General features: G+C 69.0%; 14 protein-coding genes. 10 read left to right on the forward strand and 4 right to left on the reverse strand.

The genetic code is table 11. The annotated features are described in order from the left end of the window. Positions 1–22 precede the first annotated feature (22 nt). The 5 genes from ACXIZN_RS07760 (at position 23) to asnB (ending at position 4,851) form a co-directional block, all read left to right on the forward strand. Positions 23–1,048, forward strand: coding sequence for a pyridoxal-phosphate dependent enzyme (locus ACXIZN_RS07760; RefSeq protein WP_457953271.1), 1,026 nt, complete (start codon positions 23–25; stop codon positions 1,046–1,048). 1 nt (position 1,049) lies between these two features. Continuing rightward, positions 1,050–1,643 carry a serine O-acetyltransferase EpsC gene (gene epsC / locus ACXIZN_RS07765; RefSeq protein ID WP_457953272.1) on the forward strand — a complete coding sequence of 198 codons (594 nt, stop codon included), beginning with the start codon at positions 1,050–1,052 and terminating at the stop codon, positions 1,641–1,643. Continuing rightward, positions 1,600–2,178, forward strand: a complete 579-nt coding sequence (locus tag ACXIZN_RS07770) for a cupin domain-containing protein (RefSeq protein ID WP_257485905.1) — start codon at positions 1,600–1,602, stop codon at positions 2,176–2,178. The genes epsC and ACXIZN_RS07770 overlap by 44 nt, the downstream gene beginning before the upstream one ends. Before the next feature lie 196 nt (positions 2,179–2,374). Beyond that, positions 2,375–2,986 (forward strand): mycothiol-dependent nitroreductase Rv2466c family protein, encoded by a 612-nt coding sequence (locus tag ACXIZN_RS07775; RefSeq protein WP_457953273.1) that lies wholly within the window; start codon positions 2,375–2,377, stop codon positions 2,984–2,986. Between the two features lie 23 nt (positions 2,987–3,009). Then, entirely contained in the window at positions 3,010–4,851 is a 1,842-nt protein-coding gene (asnB, locus tag ACXIZN_RS07780; protein ID WP_457953274.1) for an asparagine synthase (glutamine-hydrolyzing), read from the forward strand. Between the two features lie 15 nt (positions 4,852–4,866). Here the strand turns inward: asnB and ACXIZN_RS07785 are convergent, their stop codons facing one another. From ACXIZN_RS07785 to ACXIZN_RS07795, 3 genes are all read right to left on the reverse strand, one after another. After that, entirely contained in the window at positions 4,867–5,598 is a 732-nt protein-coding gene (locus ACXIZN_RS07785; RefSeq protein ID WP_457953275.1) for a FadR/GntR family transcriptional regulator, read from the reverse strand. A 129-nt stretch (positions 5,599–5,727) separates the two neighbouring features. Next, positions 5,728–6,468 carry a metal-dependent transcriptional regulator gene (locus tag ACXIZN_RS07790; protein ID WP_457953276.1) on the reverse strand — a complete coding sequence of 247 codons (741 nt, stop codon included), beginning with the start codon at positions 6,466–6,468 and terminating at the stop codon, positions 5,728–5,730. A gap of 35 nt (positions 6,469–6,503) precedes the next feature. Beyond that, positions 6,504–6,893 carry a MerR family transcriptional regulator gene (locus tag ACXIZN_RS07795; protein ID WP_457953277.1) on the reverse strand — a complete coding sequence of 130 codons (390 nt, stop codon included), beginning with the start codon at positions 6,891–6,893 and terminating at the stop codon, positions 6,504–6,506. Between the two features lie 67 nt (positions 6,894–6,960). On the opposite strand from ACXIZN_RS07795, the gene ACXIZN_RS07800 reads away from it, so the two are divergent. The 5 genes from ACXIZN_RS07800 (at position 6,961) to ACXIZN_RS07820 (ending at position 15,922) form a co-directional block, all read left to right on the forward strand. Beyond that, the gene (locus tag ACXIZN_RS07800; protein WP_457953278.1) at positions 6,961–9,522 is read left to right on the forward strand and encodes a PEP/pyruvate-binding domain-containing protein; all 2,562 of its coding nucleotides are present in this window, start codon (positions 6,961–6,963) and stop codon (positions 9,520–9,522) included. Beyond that, positions 9,519–10,187 carry a tyrosine-protein phosphatase gene (locus ACXIZN_RS07805; protein ID WP_457953279.1) on the forward strand — a complete coding sequence of 223 codons (669 nt, stop codon included), beginning with the start codon at positions 9,519–9,521 and terminating at the stop codon, positions 10,185–10,187. Before ACXIZN_RS07800 ends, ACXIZN_RS07805 begins: the two co-directional genes overlap by 4 nt. 138 nt (positions 10,188–10,325) lie before the next feature. Further along, on the forward strand, positions 10,326–12,605 hold the full coding sequence (locus ACXIZN_RS07810) for a glycosyl hydrolase family 95 catalytic domain-containing protein (protein WP_457953280.1): 2,280 nt from the start codon (positions 10,326–10,328) through the stop codon (positions 12,603–12,605). Positions 12,606–12,607: 2 nt separating this feature from the next. Continuing rightward, positions 12,608–14,899, forward strand: coding sequence for a glycosyl hydrolase family 95 catalytic domain-containing protein (locus ACXIZN_RS07815; protein ID WP_457960476.1), 2,292 nt, complete (start codon positions 12,608–12,610; stop codon positions 14,897–14,899). Positions 14,900–14,959: 60 nt separating this feature from the next. Continuing rightward, on the forward strand, positions 14,960–15,922 hold the full coding sequence (locus ACXIZN_RS07820; protein WP_457953281.1) for a peptidylprolyl isomerase: 963 nt from the start codon (positions 14,960–14,962) through the stop codon (positions 15,920–15,922). A 392-nt stretch (positions 15,923–16,314) separates the two neighbouring features. Here the strand turns inward: ACXIZN_RS07820 and ACXIZN_RS07825 are convergent, their stop codons facing one another. Further along, a complete protein-coding gene (locus ACXIZN_RS07825; protein ID WP_457953282.1) occupies positions 16,315–16,857 on the reverse strand; it encodes a GNAT family N-acetyltransferase in 543 nt (180 codons plus the stop codon). Positions 16,858–16,865: the final 8 nt, after the last annotated feature.

Consider the following 16,865-nt stretch of genomic DNA (forward strand, 5'->3'; position numbering starts at 1 on the left):
TGGCGCCTGGGGAAGGACTCGCATGACCGATACCGCTCAGCCAGAGATCGCTCTCACTGTGGAAGAACCGCTCACCGAGGCGCCGGATCACTCGATCGCGCTGAGCAGGCATCCCGGCCTGCGGGAGTTCGCCGGACGGCTCGGCGACACCCCGCTGGTCGAGGTCCCCGGCCCGCCGGGCGGCGCGAAAGTGCTGGCGAAGTACGAATTCGCCAACCCGTTCGGCTCGGTGAAGGACCGCACCGCGTTCGCGCTGGTCTGCCGGGCGATCACCGCGCACACCGGGCCGGAGCCGCTGAAACTGCTGGACGCCTCCGCCGGGAACATGGCCCGTGCGCTCGCCGGGCTCGGCGAACTGGCCGGGATCCCGACCCGGCTCGTGGTCCCGTCCGTCATCCCGCCGAGCCTGCTGACCGCGATGGAGAAGACGGGCGCGGAGATCGAACTCGCCGACGCGGCGGGCGGCCTGCTCGGGATGATCAAGGTGTGCGAGAAGATCGCCGCCGAAGACCCATCGCTCACCCCGCTCGTGCAACACCGGAACACGGCTAACGTCGCGGCCCACGAATTCGGTACCGGCAAAGAGATCCTGGACCAGCTCGGCGAGCATCGGCCCGCCGCATGGGTCGGTGCGATCGGCACCGGCGGCACGCTGGCCGGGGTCCACCGCGCGTTGCGCACGCGGTGGCCGGACCTCGTGGTCGCCGGGGTCACGCCGTCGGAAATGCCGTACGGCACCGAGCGGGCACCGCATTCCGAGCCGCGGTTCGCCGGGGCGGGCGGGTTCGGCAACGGGCTGCGTCAGCCCTTCGTCGACACCCAGCTTCCCGGCGCCGAACACTTGCACGTCACCTACGCCGAATCCCTGCGGGGAATGGTGGAGTACCGGAAGCTGACCGGTACCTCGATCGGCGCTTCCGCCGCGGCCGCTTGGCTGAGCGCGAAGAAGGTCGCCGAACGGTTCGGCCCCGGCCAGGTCGTCGTGACCCTGTTCGCCGACGCCGGTCCCGAGGAGGATTGGGTCAAGGCCGAGCAGATGGCCGGATGACATGCGGCGGTCCCTCATCAGGTTGCGTGAGGACCTCGCGACCACAATGGACAAAGACCCGTCGGTGACCTCGCGCCTGGAGGCGCTCTGCCATCCCGCCCTGCCGGCGGTCTGGAGTCACCGGCTCGCGCACCGGCTGCATCGCCGCGGCCACCGGATCCTCGCCCGGCTGCTGTCGAACGCGGCGAAAATCCTTACCGGGGTGGAAATCCATCCCGGTGCCCGGATCGGCAGGCGCTTCTTCATCGACCACGGGCACGGCGTCGTGATCGGCGAAACCGCCGTCATCGGCGACGACGTGACCCTCTATCAGCAGGTGACGCTGGGCGCCATCGGCTTCTGGCGCGACAACGCCAGGGCCGAGGGCGAGGCCCGGCATCCGCGTATCGGCGACCGGGTGGTCGTCGGCGCCAAAGCGACGGTGCTCGGCCCCGTGACCATCGGGGACGGCGTCGTGGTTCCCGCACACAGCCTCGTGCTCACCACCATCGAATCCGGAAGCAACGGGAAAACCCCAGTGATCGACCGACGTTCGAAGATCGGAGACGGGAATGTCCAGCGACCTCATGGCCAGTATCCGGTTCAGCGAGAATGACCTCCGCGCCCGGGTCGCCAGGTTCACCGACCTGGCCGGGACGGACGGCGGCGCCCCGGACACGGTGCTCGCGGGCTGCGCGCGGGTGATGTTCAACGTGATCGGCTTCCGGCCGCCGGAGCGGAACGGCGCCGACGACGAGCAGGTGATCTCCCCGATCGGCGCGAAGAGTTCGGGGAACGCGCCGATCGACATCGCCGAGGGATTCAACCTCGCCTACATCAAGGCCACGCCCGGGAACGGCACGATCCTGCACAACCACGACACGAACGAGACGTTCATCCCCTTGAGCGGCACCTGGCGGTTCCGCTGCAACGACGAGGACGACCTGTACGTCGACCTCGGCCCGTTCGACGTGATCTCCCTGCCCGCCGGGCTCCAGCGCCGGTTCACCAACCTTGCGGCCGCTCCGGGGACGGAGGAGAGCCTGATGATCGTCATCGTGGCGGGGGACCGCCCGAAGTCGGTCATCTACCCGGAAGTACTCGAGGCCGCGCGCACCGAAGGCGCCTACACCCCGGCTTCCTTCGCCTAGTGAGGGTGGCTCTCGCTGAACCCGTGGCCGAGGTGCGCGTCGCGAAAGCCACTTTCGCGACGTTCGGTGTCCCGAAAGTGGCCTTCGCGACACCGCCGCCCCCTCGGCCACGGCCGCGACCACCCCGGCAGGCACGCCCCGCCAGTCCGGTCCCCAAACCAGCGAACCCGCCTTGTCTCCAGAAACGAGGACAGCGATGACCGAAACCTCCGTCCGGGCCGACCTGTGGTTCGACCCGATCTGCCCGTGGGCGTGGCAGACCTCGCGTTGGCTGCTCGAAGCGGCCGAAGTGCGCGAGATCGACCTGCGCTTCCACCTGATGAGCCTCGCCGTGCTGAACGAAGGCCACCAGTTGCCCGAGAAGTACGAAGTGATGATGCGCGAAGGCTGGTACCTCTCGCGGGTCATCGCGGCCGCCGCCCGTGACCACGGCGAGAAGGTCGTCGAACCCCTTTACACCGAGATGGGCACCCGCATCCATCCCGGCGGGAACGAGGACTACCGCGAGGTCACCGGTCTGGCCCTCGAAGCGGCCGGGCTCCCCGCCGGACTGGCCGAGGCCGGAACGGACACGGCGCTCGACGCAACGATCCGCACGAGCCACGACGAGGCGATGACCGCGATCGGGCCCGACCTCGGCACGCCGGTCGTGCGGATCGACGGCAGCGCCTGCTTCGGCCCGGTGCTCGCCCAGGTCCCGCGCGGTGAGGCCGCGGGCCGGATCTTCGACGGCGTCCGGGCGCTCACCGGATTCGAGTATTTCTTCGAGCTGAAGCGGACGCGGACCACCGAACCCGTTTTCGGCTGACACCACGGTTACTGGGAGGCGAAATGTGCGGAATCACCGGCTGGGTGTCGTTCGAGGACGACCTGCGGAGCCAGCGACCGATCCTCGACGCGATGACGGCGACGATGTCCTGCCGCGGTCCGGACGCCGGAGGTGCCTGGCTGGACCGCCACGCCGCGCTCGGGCATCGCAGGCTCGCGGTGATCGACCTGCCCGGCGGTGTGCAGCCGATGTCGGCCGGTACCCCGGCCGGTGAGGTGGCGCTGGTCTACAGCGGGGAGGTCTACAACTACACCGAGCTCCGGAAGGAACTGCGGGACAAGGGGCACCGGTTCCACACCGACAGCGACACCGAGGTGGTTCTGCGCGGTTACCTGGAATGGGAAGCGGGGGTCGCGGACCGGCTGAACGGCATGTACGCCTTCGCCGTCTGGGACTCCCGCACCGCGAAGCTGGTGCTGATCCGGGATCGCATGGGCGTGAAACCCCTCTACTATCAGGCGACCCCCGGCGGCGTGCTGTTCGGTTCGGAGCCGAAGGCGATCCTGGCGAACCCGCGGGCGCCGCGTGTCGTCGACGCGGACGGCCTGCGCGAACTGGTCGCGTTCACCAAGAAACCCGGCTGGTCGCTGTGGAAGGACATGCACGAGGTCGAACCGGGGACGATCGTCACCGTCGACGACCGCGGGATCCGTTCGCGCACCTACTGGCGGCTGCGGACCGCTCCGCACACCGACGATCAGGACGCGACGGTGGCGCGGGTCGGCGAGCTGATGACCGACATCGTGCACCGCCAGCTGGTCTCCGACGTGCCGAGGTGCGTTCTGCTCTCGGGCGGGCTGGATTCGAGCGCGGTCACCGGGATCGCGGCGTCGCGGCTCGCGGAGTCGGGGGAGCCGCTGCGCACGTTCTCGGTCGACTACGCCGGGCAGGAGGAGAACTTCCGCCCGGACGAGATGCGCGACGCCCCCGATTCGCCGTTCATCCGCGACGTCGTCGATCTCGTCGGTTCGGTGCACGAGAACGTCGTGCTGGACCCCGCCGAGCTCACCGATCCCGACGTGCGCCGGGCCTGCGTCGCGGCGCGGGACATGCCGTCCGGGCTCGGCGACGTCGACCTCTCGCTCTATCTGTTGTTCAAGGCGATCCGGCGGCAGTCCACTGTGGCCTTGTCGGGCGAGGCGGCGGACGAGGTGTTCGGCGGCTACCGGTGGTTCTTCGAAGAGGAATCCCGTACCACCGACATGTTCCCGTGGCTGGTGTTCCGCAACGCGGTCACCAGTGACCGGGAGAACCTGCTCCGCCGTGACGTCCGCGAAGCGCTCGACGTGCCCGCTTATGCCGCCGACGAGTACGCCTCCGCGGTCGCGGAGGTCGAGCAACTCCCGGGGGACGACGCCCTCGAACAACGGATGCGGGTGATCTGTCACCAGAACCTGACCAGGTGGGTCCGGGTGTTGCTCGACCGCAAGGACCGGATGTCGATGGCCGTGGGGCTGGAGGTCCGGGTCCCGTTCTGCGATCACCGGCTCGTCGAGTACGTCTACAACACCCCGTGGGCGTTCAAGAACTTCGACGGCAGGGAGAAGAGCCTGTTGCGGCAGGCGACGAAGCATCTTCTGCCGACCTCGGTCACCGAGCGGTTGAAGAGCCCGTATCCGTCCACTCAGGACATCGGATACGCGGTCGCGCTTCAGTCACAGGCGAAACAGGTGCTCGCGGACCTCGACTCGCCGGTTTTCCAGCTGGTGAACCGGGACTGGGTGTACGACGCCGTCCAGGCGGACGCGGCGACGTTGACCGGCCAGACGCGACACGGCCTGGACCGGGTTCTGGATCTCCATCATTGGTTCGATCTGTACCGGCCGGCCATCCGTCTCGGCTGACCCGGCCAGGTGCGCTCAACGGCGCTTCGGTGTGCTTTTCCTCTTGCGGGAAGCGGTTTTGTTCTGTGCCTTGGTCAGCACCGCGACGGCGGCGTCGATGATCACCGCGACGGCCCGTTCGGCGCGGTCGGCGTCGCCGTCGGTGATGGCCTCGGCGAGGGTGTCGTGATCCGGGAAGTCGATGTGCTCGCGGCGCAGCTCGGCCATCACCGTCGCCACCCCGCTGCTGAGCGCGTAACTGAGGCCCTCCCACAATTCGATCAGGACCGCGTTGTGCGTGGCGGCGATGATCGCGGCGTGGAATTCGTTGTCCGCGGCGAGGAAAGCGTCTTCGTCCCCGGCGTCGCGTGCTTCGTGCTGGGCGGCGAGGGCCGTGGTGATCCGGGCGATGTCTTCGGCGTTCCGGCGTTCCGCCGCGGTCCTGGCGGCCTGGCGCTCGATGCTGTTGCGGACTTCGAGTACTTCGAGAACGTTCGCGGCGCGGGTTCGCCGCAGCAGGGCCGCGGACAGCCCGTGCCGTGCCCTCACGTAAGTGCCGTCGCCGCGGCGAGGCTCCAGCAACCCGGCGTGCTCAAGGGCGCGGACGGCTTCACGGACCGTGCTGCGTCCGACGCCGAGCTGTTCGACCAGCTCCTGTTCCGGCGGGATACGGGAGCCGACCGGCCATTCGCCGGTCTCGATCAGTTCCTCGAACTGGTCGACCACAGTGGACGAGAGTCTCGCTGTACTGGCCGCTCGAAGTGGCATGGCGGTCTCCCTCCTTCGGCCCCCGGAGCTGGACATCAGATCGGCAGATCATATGACATCTTACTGCCTGGCTCGGCTGGAACGCGCACGCCTGTTCGAAAAACGATATGCAATGCGCGAAAGAACGGCTCAGCGACCGGCGACGCAGCGGGTGCGCGCCGGGACCGGGGAAATCGGTGCGGGGGGATCGCAGACGATCATCTTCGACGCCTGGTTTCGCTCGAGGAGCACGGTCGCCGTGGCCGTACGCGCTTCGAGCCGTCGTCCGTCGGCCGGGGTGAGCGTCATCCGCGCGCCAGGGGTGAGGCCCGCGGCCAGAAGCGTTCCGAGGAACGCGGAATCGTCCTGGATCCGTTCGCTGATCCGGTGCAGCCGGACCTCGTGCCCTCCTGCATGGGTGGCGGGCCGCATCCCCGGCGGCGCCGGCACCGGGGCGAGGCCGGACAGGCCGAGAAAGGCCAAACCGGGAATCGGCCCGCCGTACGGGCTGAACCGCGGCCCGCCGCAGAGTTCGAAGATCCGGCGCGCGGCGGCGTCGGACATCACGTGTTCCCAGCGGCAGGCCTCGTCGTGCAGCCGGACCCAGTCCAGCCCGATCACCCGATAGAGCAGCGTTTCCGCGAGGCGGTGCTTGCACATCACCCGCACCGCGATCCGCCGCCCTTCCGGCGAAAGCTCCAGCCGCCGGTCCTCCGCGACCAGGAGGAGGCCGTCACGCTGGAGGCGGGCCACGGTCTGGCTGACCGTCGGCGGGCTCTGCTCGAGCCGGTCCGCGATCCGGGCGCGCAACGGGACGACACCGTCCTCTTCCAGCTCGTAGGCTGCTTTGAGGTACATCTCGGTGGTGTCGATCAGGCCACGGGCGGTCATACTCCGGTAGCCTGCCCCCTCAACCCGGCTTGAGGTCAAGCGCCCGGCAGCTCCACTGTGGACCGGAACTCCGGGCAGCGTTCCAGTGTGTTTTCGGGGCAGCGGAGCAGATGGCGCAGATACGTCCGCGCGGTGGCGAGCTTTTCGAGCTGGGACTCCAGTGCTTCGATACGGGCCGAAACGGTGTCCCGCCAGTCGTGCGTGGCGGTGCGCCCGGCGAGCACGGTCGCGATCTCGTCGAGACTGAGCTGGCCGGTGTCCCGCCACAGCCGGATCAGGGCGATCCGGTAGAGCTGGTCGGTGTCGTAGCAACGCCAGCCGGACCGCCGGTGCGGCTTGATCAGTCCTCGGCGTTCCCAGTAGTGCAGGGTCGAAACCGGAAGGTCGAACCGGTCGGCGACCTCTCTGATCGATGCGGATTCCATGACATCATTTGAACTCAACCCAGGTTGAGGATGCAAGCTTAGGCTAAGCAAACACCCCCTGGAGGTAATGAAAGTGATTCTCGAGCTCGCCGGAGCGGGAGGAATCCCGCGCGACCTCGTCGGCGGCAAGGCGGCGAACCTCGCGGAAATGACTTCGGCGGGTTTTCCCGTACCGGAGGGTTTCTGCGTCACGACCGCCGCGTACCGGCAGGTGCTCTCCGACGGCGAGGGCCCGCGGTTGCTCGGCGAGCTGACCAGGGTGCCGTCCGACGACGAGGGACGACTGGCCGAGCTGGCGGACCGGCTGCGTGCCCATGTCCTGACCGTGCCGATCCCGGCGCCGCTCGAAGCCGGGATCGTCGAGGCGTACGAACGGCTTTCGCGAACTGAGCCGGCGGCGGTCGCGGTGCGGTCCTCGTCGACGGCCGAAGATCTGCCGGACGCCAGTTTCGCCGGGCAGTACGACACCTTCCTCGACGTCCGGGGCTCCGGCGAGGTGCTCGCGGCGGTGCGCCGATGCTGGGCTTCGCTCTGGTCGGAGCGGGCGACCAGGTACCGGGCGGCGCACGGCACCGATCGCGGGCCCGCCATCGCGGTGATCGTGCAGCGGCTGGTCGACGCCGAATGCGCCGGTGTGCTGTACACGGCGAATCCGGTGTCGGGCAAGCGTTCCGAGATCGTCGTCGACGCCGCTCCCGGTCTGGGCGAAGCGGTGGTCTCCGGTGCGGTGACCCCGGACCACTACCGGCTGACCGTCGGCGGCGAACCCCTCGAAGGCCCGGACGACGGCTGCCTGACGCCGTCACGGCTGGGTGAACTCGCGGCCGTCGGCAGGCATCTGGAGAAGCACTTCGGCGCGCCGCAGGACGTCGAGTGGGCGTTCAACGGTGACGGCGAACTGTGGCTCACCCAGTCGCGGCACATCACCACGCTGTTCCCGGTCCCGGAGAGCGAGGAACCACGCGCGTACTGGTCGGTCAACGTCTATCAGGGGATCAGCCGGCCCTTCACGCCGATGGGCGCGTCCATGATCCGCGAACGCCAGCGCGGGATGGCGGCGTACATGAGCGCGCTCGGCTTCTCCGCCGAGATCACCGACGTGGACGGGTGGCTGTACTGGGACATCACCGACGGCGTGCGGAGCCCGGCGAAGCGGCCGAAGATGTCCGCGTTCGTGGACAGTCTCGCCGCGCCTTCCGGGCGGCTCGTCGAGCAGCTCGGCCGTGATCGCCGGTTCCCCTCGGTGGCGTCCGGTTCCGAGGAGGACACCCCGCCGAAGAAACGGCGTCGCCGCTGGGAACGGATGATCCCGGCTTGGCTGTGGCCGGATCGGGCTCGCGCCGCGGTCGTCCGCGACGCCGAACGGCGGATCGCCGCCTTCGCCGGACCCGCCGAGGCGACGGCGGAGGAACGTCTGTCCTTTGTGGAATCCATCCGGAGCGACGTCTGCCGGATCGAGGCGAACCTCCCTCGCGACGCCAACACCGCGGGCGGGACCGGCGGGCAGCTGGCCGGGCAGTTGTTACGCGGGTACGTGAGCGACGCCGAGGTGGCCACCGTCTTCCGGGGGATCCCGCACAATCCGACCACCGAGATGGACCTGGCGTTGTGGCGGGCGGCGGCCGCGATCCGGCGCGACGACGAGGCCTTCCGGCTGTTGCTGGAAACAGCGCCCGACGAACTGGCCGCCAAGCACCTCGCCGGGACCCTGCCGGAGGTGATCCAGCAAGGCGTCGCCGAGTTTCTGGGCGAGTACGGCTGCCGTGCGACCTCGGAGATCGACTTCGGGGTACCTCGCTGGTCCGACGACCCCGAGCCGGTCTTCGCGATGCTGTCGAACCTGCTTCGCGCGGAAGGCGAGGAGCAGGACGCGGAAACGCGTTTCGAGCAGGCGGCCGCGGCGGCCGAAGCGCGGATCGTCGAGCTCACCGGGCGGCTTCCGGTGACCAAGCTGCACCGGGCGTTGCTCGCACGGTTCCTGCTCCGGCGGTCCAGGCGGTTGCGTGGGCTGCGTGAGTTCCCCAAGTTCTGCCTCATGCGCGGTTTCGCCGCCCTCCGGACGCAACTGCTCCTCGTCGGTGAGGAGATCGTGCGGGCGGAGCGGCTGGACCGCGCCGACGACGTGATGTTCCTCGATCTCGCCGAGGTCCGCGAAGCTTTGGACAGCAGGGACTTCCGCGCGACCGTGGCATCTCGGCGAGAGGTCTGGGAGCGGGAATGCCGGCGGCCCCGGGTTCCGTCGGTCGTGCTTTCCGACGGCACCGCGCCCACTCTCGAATCCACTTCGGACGGTGGCGACCTCACGGGGCTGGCGGCCGCCGCCGGGGTGGCGACCGGCCGGGCGCGGGTGATCCACGATCCGGACGGGGCGCGGATCGAACCGGGCGAGATCCTGGTCGCCGCGACGACGGACCCCGGTTGGACGCCGTTGTTCCTGACGGCCGCCGCGCTGGTGACCGAAACGGGCGGGATGATCTCCCACGGCACCACCGTGGCCAGGGAACACGGGATCCCGGCCGTGGTCGGCGTTCCCGGCGCCACGACGCGGATCGTCACCGGCCAGGTGATCACCGTCGACGGTTCGGCCGGGACCATCACCTTCGGCGGGACGGCGGGGGATTCCCGGTGACCGCGGTGGCTTCCGCGCTCACCGGCGCGTTCAACTTCCGCGACACCGGCGGCGGGCCGATCCGGCCGGGGCGGCTGTTCCGCAGCGACACCCTGCAGGCGCTGACCGGAACCGACAAGGAACTCCTGCTCGACCGGTTCGGTATCGAGAGTGTGCTCGATCTCCGCTCCAGTGCCGAGACGGTCGGCGAGGGCCGGGCGGAACTACCCGGCGTCCGCTATGTGAACGTGCCGTTGCGGACCGTCCAAAGCGGACGGTCCAGCGCACTGGAGGAGATCTACGTCGATCATCTCCGGCACGACGAGAACCTCTCGATCGCCATCGAGATCCTGGCGGTCCTGCTGGCCCGTCCCGTTGTGGTGCACTGCGCGTCGGGCAAGGACAGAACGGGTGTCGTCACGGCGCTCGCGCTCGGGCTCGCCGGTGCGCCGCGAGAGCTGATCGTCCATGACTACCTGCGCAGCGCGTACAGCCTTCCCCGGGTGATCGAGCGGTTCCGCCCGCTCGGCTTGCCGGAGGAACTGTTCCGGTGCACGGAGAGCACGATCACCGCCTTGCTGGACAGCGTCGAGGACGACTTCGGTGGCTTCGCGGGCTGGGCCCGGCAGCGTGGCGTGTCCGACGCGGCCGTCCGGACGCTGAAGGCGCGCTTGCTCAACAACTAGTGAATTGTCCGGTAAGACATCGGATGTATGTACGGCTGCGCGAGTGAAGGGGGTGGCCAAAGCTCGGCTATCTCTGGAAACATGCCGGTCGCCAGGACTTGAGCTGCGGTAAACGTAGTATGAATCTGGAGGCGACCGATGGCCGAGCTGTCCAGACGATCGATGCTGAGGGTCACGGCGGGGGCGGCCGCGCTCGGCGGGCTGTGGGCGCAGGGGGCTCCGCCGGCGCTCGCCGGACAGGACGTCCACCGCCGGATCGTCGACGACGCGCGCATGGCCTGGAAGCGGATGCCGAAGAACTGGCAGGAGGGCCCGTTCCTCGCCAACGGCTTCCTCGGCGTGCAGTTCTACGCGGACGCGCGGCAGAACGTCCTCAAGGTGATGCTCGGCCATTCCCAGGTCCAGGATCAGCGCGGGCAATGGGAAGCGGCCATCGGGTACTCGCGGCTCCCGATCGGCTACCTCACCCTCACCTTCGAGGGCGCGATCACCGCGGTGGACTGGCACCTGGACCTGTACAACGCCGAACTCGGCGGCACGATCACCACCACCCGGGGTTCGGTGCGGTTCTCCGCGCTGGTCCACAACGACCAGGACCTCCTCCTCGTCTCGCTCACCGGGGAGGCGTCCGCGGAATGGGGGTTCACGCCGCTCGTATCGGCGACGACCAGGACGATCCGCAAACCGCCCGAGTACACGGCCAATCCCGATCCGACGCTCGCCAGTGCGGGCGAGGTCCGGTACTGCGAGCAGCCGCTGCACGCGGGTGGCGGGTACACGACGGCGTGGCGTGAGCGGACGATCGGCACGCGACGGCTCCTGGTGGCGACGGTCGCGTACGCGTTCCCCGAGCCGACCCACACCGCCGAGGCGATCAGGAGGGTCCACCGGGCGTCGGCGGTGCACCCGGACGGGCTCGTCGGCGGCCATCGGCGCTGGTGGAACGCCTTCTACCGCCGCAGCTTCGTATCCGTTCCGGACAAACGGATCCAGCGGTTCTACTGGATCCAGCTGTACAAGACCGCCTGCGCCACCCGGGCGAACGGACCGGTCGTCGCCGAATGGGGCCCGTGGTTCCCGGAGGTCGGCAACAGCTGGACGGCGGTGTGGTGGAACCTCAACGTCCAGGTCACGTATCCGATCGTCAACAGCAGCAACCATCCCGAACTCGACGCCGTCACCGCGACGTTCCGCCGCGACCACGCCAACCTCGAACTCTCGGTCCCTCCCGCTTACCGGGACGGTGACACGTACGCCCTCTCGCATCCGGGGGACTGGCGGCTGCGGCCGGGCGGCACCCGCGCGGTCGGGATCCCTGGCCCCGTCACCAAGAACGACCAGACCGGCAACCTGATCTGGGGCCTGCACAACGTCTGGCTCGCGTACCGGCACAGCATGGACGTCCACGTCCTGCGGGACGTGCTGTATCCGACGCTCGCCAAGGCGCTCAACTACTACCGCCACTTCCTCGCCACCGGCCCGGACGGCACCTTGCACCTGCCGATGACGAGGTCACCCGAGTACGCCGACGCGGCCGACTGCACCTACGACCTCTCGTTGATCAGCTGGGCCGCGCGCACCCTCCTCGAATCGGCGGCCAAGCTGCGGATCGACGACCCGCGGGTGCCGGCGTGGCGGGAGATCGGCGAGAAACTGGTGCCTTACCACCAGGATCCCGCGCAGGGCGTGCTGATCGGCGACGGTGTCCCGCTGGCCGACTCGCATCGGCACTTCTCTCATCTGCTCTGGCTTTATCCGCTGCGTGAGAAGCTCTGGGACCGTCCCGGCGACCGGGACATCATGCGCCGCACTTTCGCGCACTGGTCCGGCGCGCAGGCCAAATGGCACGGCTACAGTTTCGCGGCGGCGTCGTCGATGAGCTCCGTGATGGACGCGCCGGAGGAGGCCCTGCGGTATCTGAAGATCTTCCTCGACGGGACCGTCGTGGCCAACACACAGCTGACACCGAACACGATGTACCGCGAGGGCGCGAACCTCGCGATCGAAAGCCCCATCACCGCCGCTCAGTCCATAGTGGACATGCTGCTGCAGGGCGATCACGGAGTGCTCAAGGTTTTCCCGTCGGTTTCGTCGACGTGGCCGGACGCGTCCTTCGAGAGCTTGCGCGCGGAGGGCGCCTTTCTCGTGGACGCTTCCCGCGCGAACGGCGCGACCGAATGGATCCGCGTCCACAGCGAGGCGGGGGAGCCGCTCACGCTGCGGCACGGGATCCCCGGTGACATCGAGGTCCGCGACGGGCGCGGACGGCGGCTTCCTTGGCGGCACGCGGGCCCCGGCACGATCTCGATCCCGCTCGGCCGCGGCGGGACGGCCGTCGTCACGCGACGCGGCACACGTCCGGTGCTGGAGCCGCGGGACGTTCCTGGTGATCGTGGAACTCCGGCATGGGGGATCTGATGATGGACATCACTCGCAGGACGGTACTCGGCGGGGCCTTGGCGGGCGTGGCGGCGGCCGGGTTCGCGCCGTCGGCTTCGGCCGTGGAGAACGACTTCGCGCTCGGCGGTATCGACTGGCCCGGCTTCCTCGGCGCGGCCGACCTGATCTGGCGCCGTATGCCGAAGACCTGGTACGAAGGCCCCTTCCTGGGCAACGGTTTCCTCGGCTCGGGCATCTACGCCGAACCGGGCCGGAACGCCGTCCGGTTCAACGTCCAGCACAGCGAGGTGCAGGATCACCGGCCGGAGTTCGGCTCCCTGTTCGGGCTCGCGCGGCTGCCGATCGGGTACTTCACCCTCGAACCGGTCGGCGCCATCACCGGGATCGACTGGCGGATGGACCTCTGGAACGCCGAACTGAGGGGCACGATCACCACGGCGGCGGGCAGTCTCTCGCTGCGCGCGATCGTCCACACCGGACAGTCGCTGCTGGCCGTCGAGATCGAGCCGTCCGAGGGGGAGCGCGGCTTCGAGTGGATCTTCCATCCGGCCGAGGCGGTGAGCCCGAGAACCGATCCGAAGTTCGGGAAGCCGCCGCCCGCCGGGTATGTGGCCAACCCGCCCGCGACTCTGGAAAGCAGCGGTGACGCCAGGTTTTCCGTGCAGACCCTGCTGTCCGGCGGGGAGCACGTCACGGCGTGGCGCGAGGTCGGCCGCGGATCGAAGCGGACGCTGTACACGTCGGTGGCGTGGTCGTTCCCGAAGCGGACGGCCGCGCGAGAGGCGTTGAAGACGGTCCGCCGGGCTGAACCGTTCTCCGCGCTGACGGCCGGGCACCGTCGCTGGTGGCATGACTACTATCGGCACGGTTTCCTGTCCGTTCCGGACACCCGGCTCCAGAGCTTCTACTGGATCCAGCTGTACAAGATCGCCTCCGCCGCGCGCCGGGAAGCGCCGGTGATGGCGACCTGCGGACCGTGGCTGGAGCCGACCCCGTGGCCCGCGACCTGGTGGAACCTCAACGTCCAGCTGGAGTACTGGCTCATCCACGGGTCCAATCACCTCGAACTGGACGCGGTGAGCCACGCGCTCGGCAAGTTCCGGGCGAACCTGATGAGCCAGGTCGCCGAGCCCTACCAGCACGATTCGGCGGGTGTCCCGCGCACGACCGACATGACCCTCATCAACGGCGCGGCCGGGGCGAACGCCGGGTTCCCGGTGGGCATCCCCGGCAAGGCGACACCGACGCCCGAGGTCGGCAATCTCACCTGGGCGCTGCACAACGTCTGGCTGTCCTATCGGCACACGATGGACCGGCGCCTCCTGCGGGACACCCTGTTCCCGTTGCTGCGCAAGGCGATCAACTACTACCTGCACTTCCTGGCGCCCGGATCGGACGGGAAGCTGCATCTCCCGGCGACGTTCTCCCCGGAGTACGGCGTGAACGCGCCGGACTGCAACTACGACCTCGCGTTGATCCGCTGGGGCTGTAAGACCCTTTTGGAGTCCGCGGCGGAACTGCGCCTCGACGACCCGCTCGCCTGGCGATGGCGAGAGGTGCTGGCCACGCTGGTCCCGTATCCGGCCGACGCCAACGGTTACATGATCGGCGCAGGCGTGCCGTTCGCGAAATCGCACCGGCACTACTCGCATCTGCTGCAGATCTACCCGCTGTACGAGATCACCTGGGAGCGGCCGGAGCACCGGCGGATCATCGAGACCTCGCTCGACCACTGGGTGGGCTTCGAAGGCGCGTTGCAGGGCTACACGTTCACCGGCGCCGCGTCGATGTCGGCACAGATGCTGCGCGGCGAGAAGGCGGCGTTCTACCTCGGCGAACTGCAGCGGCGCTACATCCAGCCGAACACGATGTACAAGGAATCCGGTCCGGTGATCGAGACGCCGCTTTCGGCCGCGCAGTCGCTGCACGACATGCTCGTGCAGAGCTGGGGCGGGGTGATCCGGCTGTTCCCGGCCGTGCCCGCCGCCTGGGCCGACGCCGCGTTGCGCGACTTCCGCACGGAGGGCGCGTTCCTGCTCAGCGCTTCCCGGCAGGCGGGGAAGACGCGCTGGGTCAAGATCACCAGCGAGGCGGGGGCGCCGTGCGTGCTGCGGACGGACATGGACGGCGAGCTGGCCGTCCGCGACCGGTGGGGGCGGCCGAAACGCTGGCGGCGGTCGCCGAACGGCGACGTCCACGTCGACCTGCGGCGTGGGGAGGAGGCCGTCGTGCACCGCGCGGGCGACCGGCCGGACCTCGAGATCCGGCCCGTCCCGTCGAACGGGACCAGCGCACCATGGGGGATGCCGTGACGTCGTGAGCGGCGATACGCGAGAGTGTTCCTGTACTTCCTCCGGACGACAGGAGCACAGATGTCCCAGCCACCGCTGCCGGGCGAGCCCGAAGGCCAGGCGCCCGACCCCGGGGCTCCGCAGTACCAGCAGCCCTATCCGCAGCAGCCGTATCAGCAGCAAGACTGGTACGGCGCGCCGCAACAGCCGCCGCCGTCGTCGAACAAGACGGTGCTCTGGGTGGGCCTGGGTGCGCTGGGACTCGTCGTGATCGTCGCCGTCGTGGCGATCACCGGCTTCGTGGTGACGGGGTACTTCCTGCCGGACTCGAAGGACACGAGCGCGGCCGTGTCGTCTTCGTCCTCGCCGGCTCCGACGTCCAGCTCCGAGGACACGACGACGCAGAGCCCGGTGAACATCCCTTCGAGCAGGGTTCCGATGCCGAAGCGGAGCACGCCGCTGGCGGATCCGACGGACTGCGCGTACCCGGCGGATTCCACCGGTTCGGTGCCGAAGAAGGTGAACCCGCCCGCGGCGGGCCCGACCCCGGCGTCCGGCGCGTCGGAGGTCACGGTCAAGACGACAGCCGGTGACATCGGGTTGACGCTGGACCGCGGGCTCGCGCCGTGCGCCGTGGCGAACTTCCTCTCGCTGGCGCAGCAGGGATATTTCGACGGAACCTCGTGCCACCGGCTCGGTACCTCGGGACTGCAGATGCTCCAGTGCGGCGACCCTGAAGGTTCCGGAATGGGCGGGCCGGGATACACCATTCCGGACGAGGTCTTCTCGGGGCTGAGGTACGGGCGGGGCATTCTCGCCATGGCGAAGAGGCAGGAGCCGAACTCGGGCGGCAGCCAGTTCTTCATGGTCTACGGAGAAGCCGAACTGCCGCCGGAGTACACCGTGTTCGGGAGCATCTCGGATGCCGGTCTCCAGACGCTGGACAAGGTCGCACGCGGTGGCGTGGACGACTCGAAGGGGCCGGGCGACGGGACCGGACCGCCGCGGATCCCCGTGACGTTCCAGTCGATCGCGGTGGGCTGAACACGATTTCCGCCTCGTGAGTGGTGAGGACGGTTCTAGCCAAGGGCGGTCGCGTATCGGAGCTCACCTGTACTGCCGGGGGTTTCGAAAGCCACTTTCGCAACGTCGGCCATGGCCAGGCACGATATCGCCGTGGTGAGCATGTCGCGAAAGCCACTTTAGAGACGTCTGATGTCCCGAAAGTGGCTTTAGCGACACGTTCNGCCGCGCGACGGCTAGACCAGACCCACTCGGTACCGGGATTCCGCTGGGCGCTGGGCGCGGCGTCGTCCTGGTGGTCATGTCGCGAAAGCCACTTTCGAGACGTCTGATGTCCCGAAAGTGGCTTTCGCGACACCTCCGGGGCCTGGAGCCAGCAGAAGCGTCCTCACTACTCACGAGGGTCCGTGCGCTCAGCGGGAAGGTGGGTACCGGACGCCGAACCACTGCTCCGCGTCGTACTCCTCGAACCGGTCCACTTCAGTGAACCCGAGCTTCGCGGCAAGGCGCATCGAGCCTTCGTTGGCGATCTGCGTGCAGAGCACCACCGGCTCGCCGGGAAGCGCGTCGGCGAACCAGTCGAGTGCCGCCGCGCAGGCCTCGGTGGCGTACCCGCGTCCCCACGCCCGCGGCAAAAGCAGGTACCCGAGTTCGGTCTCCCCGGCATCCGGACGGATATGCCCCGGGCGCTCCGCGTCCCGCTGATCGAGCGTGATCATGCCGATCAGCGACCCGTCGAGCTCGATGACGAACAGTCCCGGTCGCCGGCCAGGAATCGCGGGGCTCGTGCGCTCGAGCTCCTCACGCGGTCGGGCGCCGCCGATGTACGTGCCCACCTCTGGCGAGGCGAAGAGCTCGATGAACGCCGAGCGGTCACGGGCTTCGGACCCGCGGAGGACGAGCCGGTCGGTCTTGATCGGGGCAGGCGGCCAGACGACGTGACCGAGTCGGGTCATGGCCGGCA

The sequence above is a fragment of the Amycolatopsis sp. TRM77291 genome, assembly GCF_054166285.1.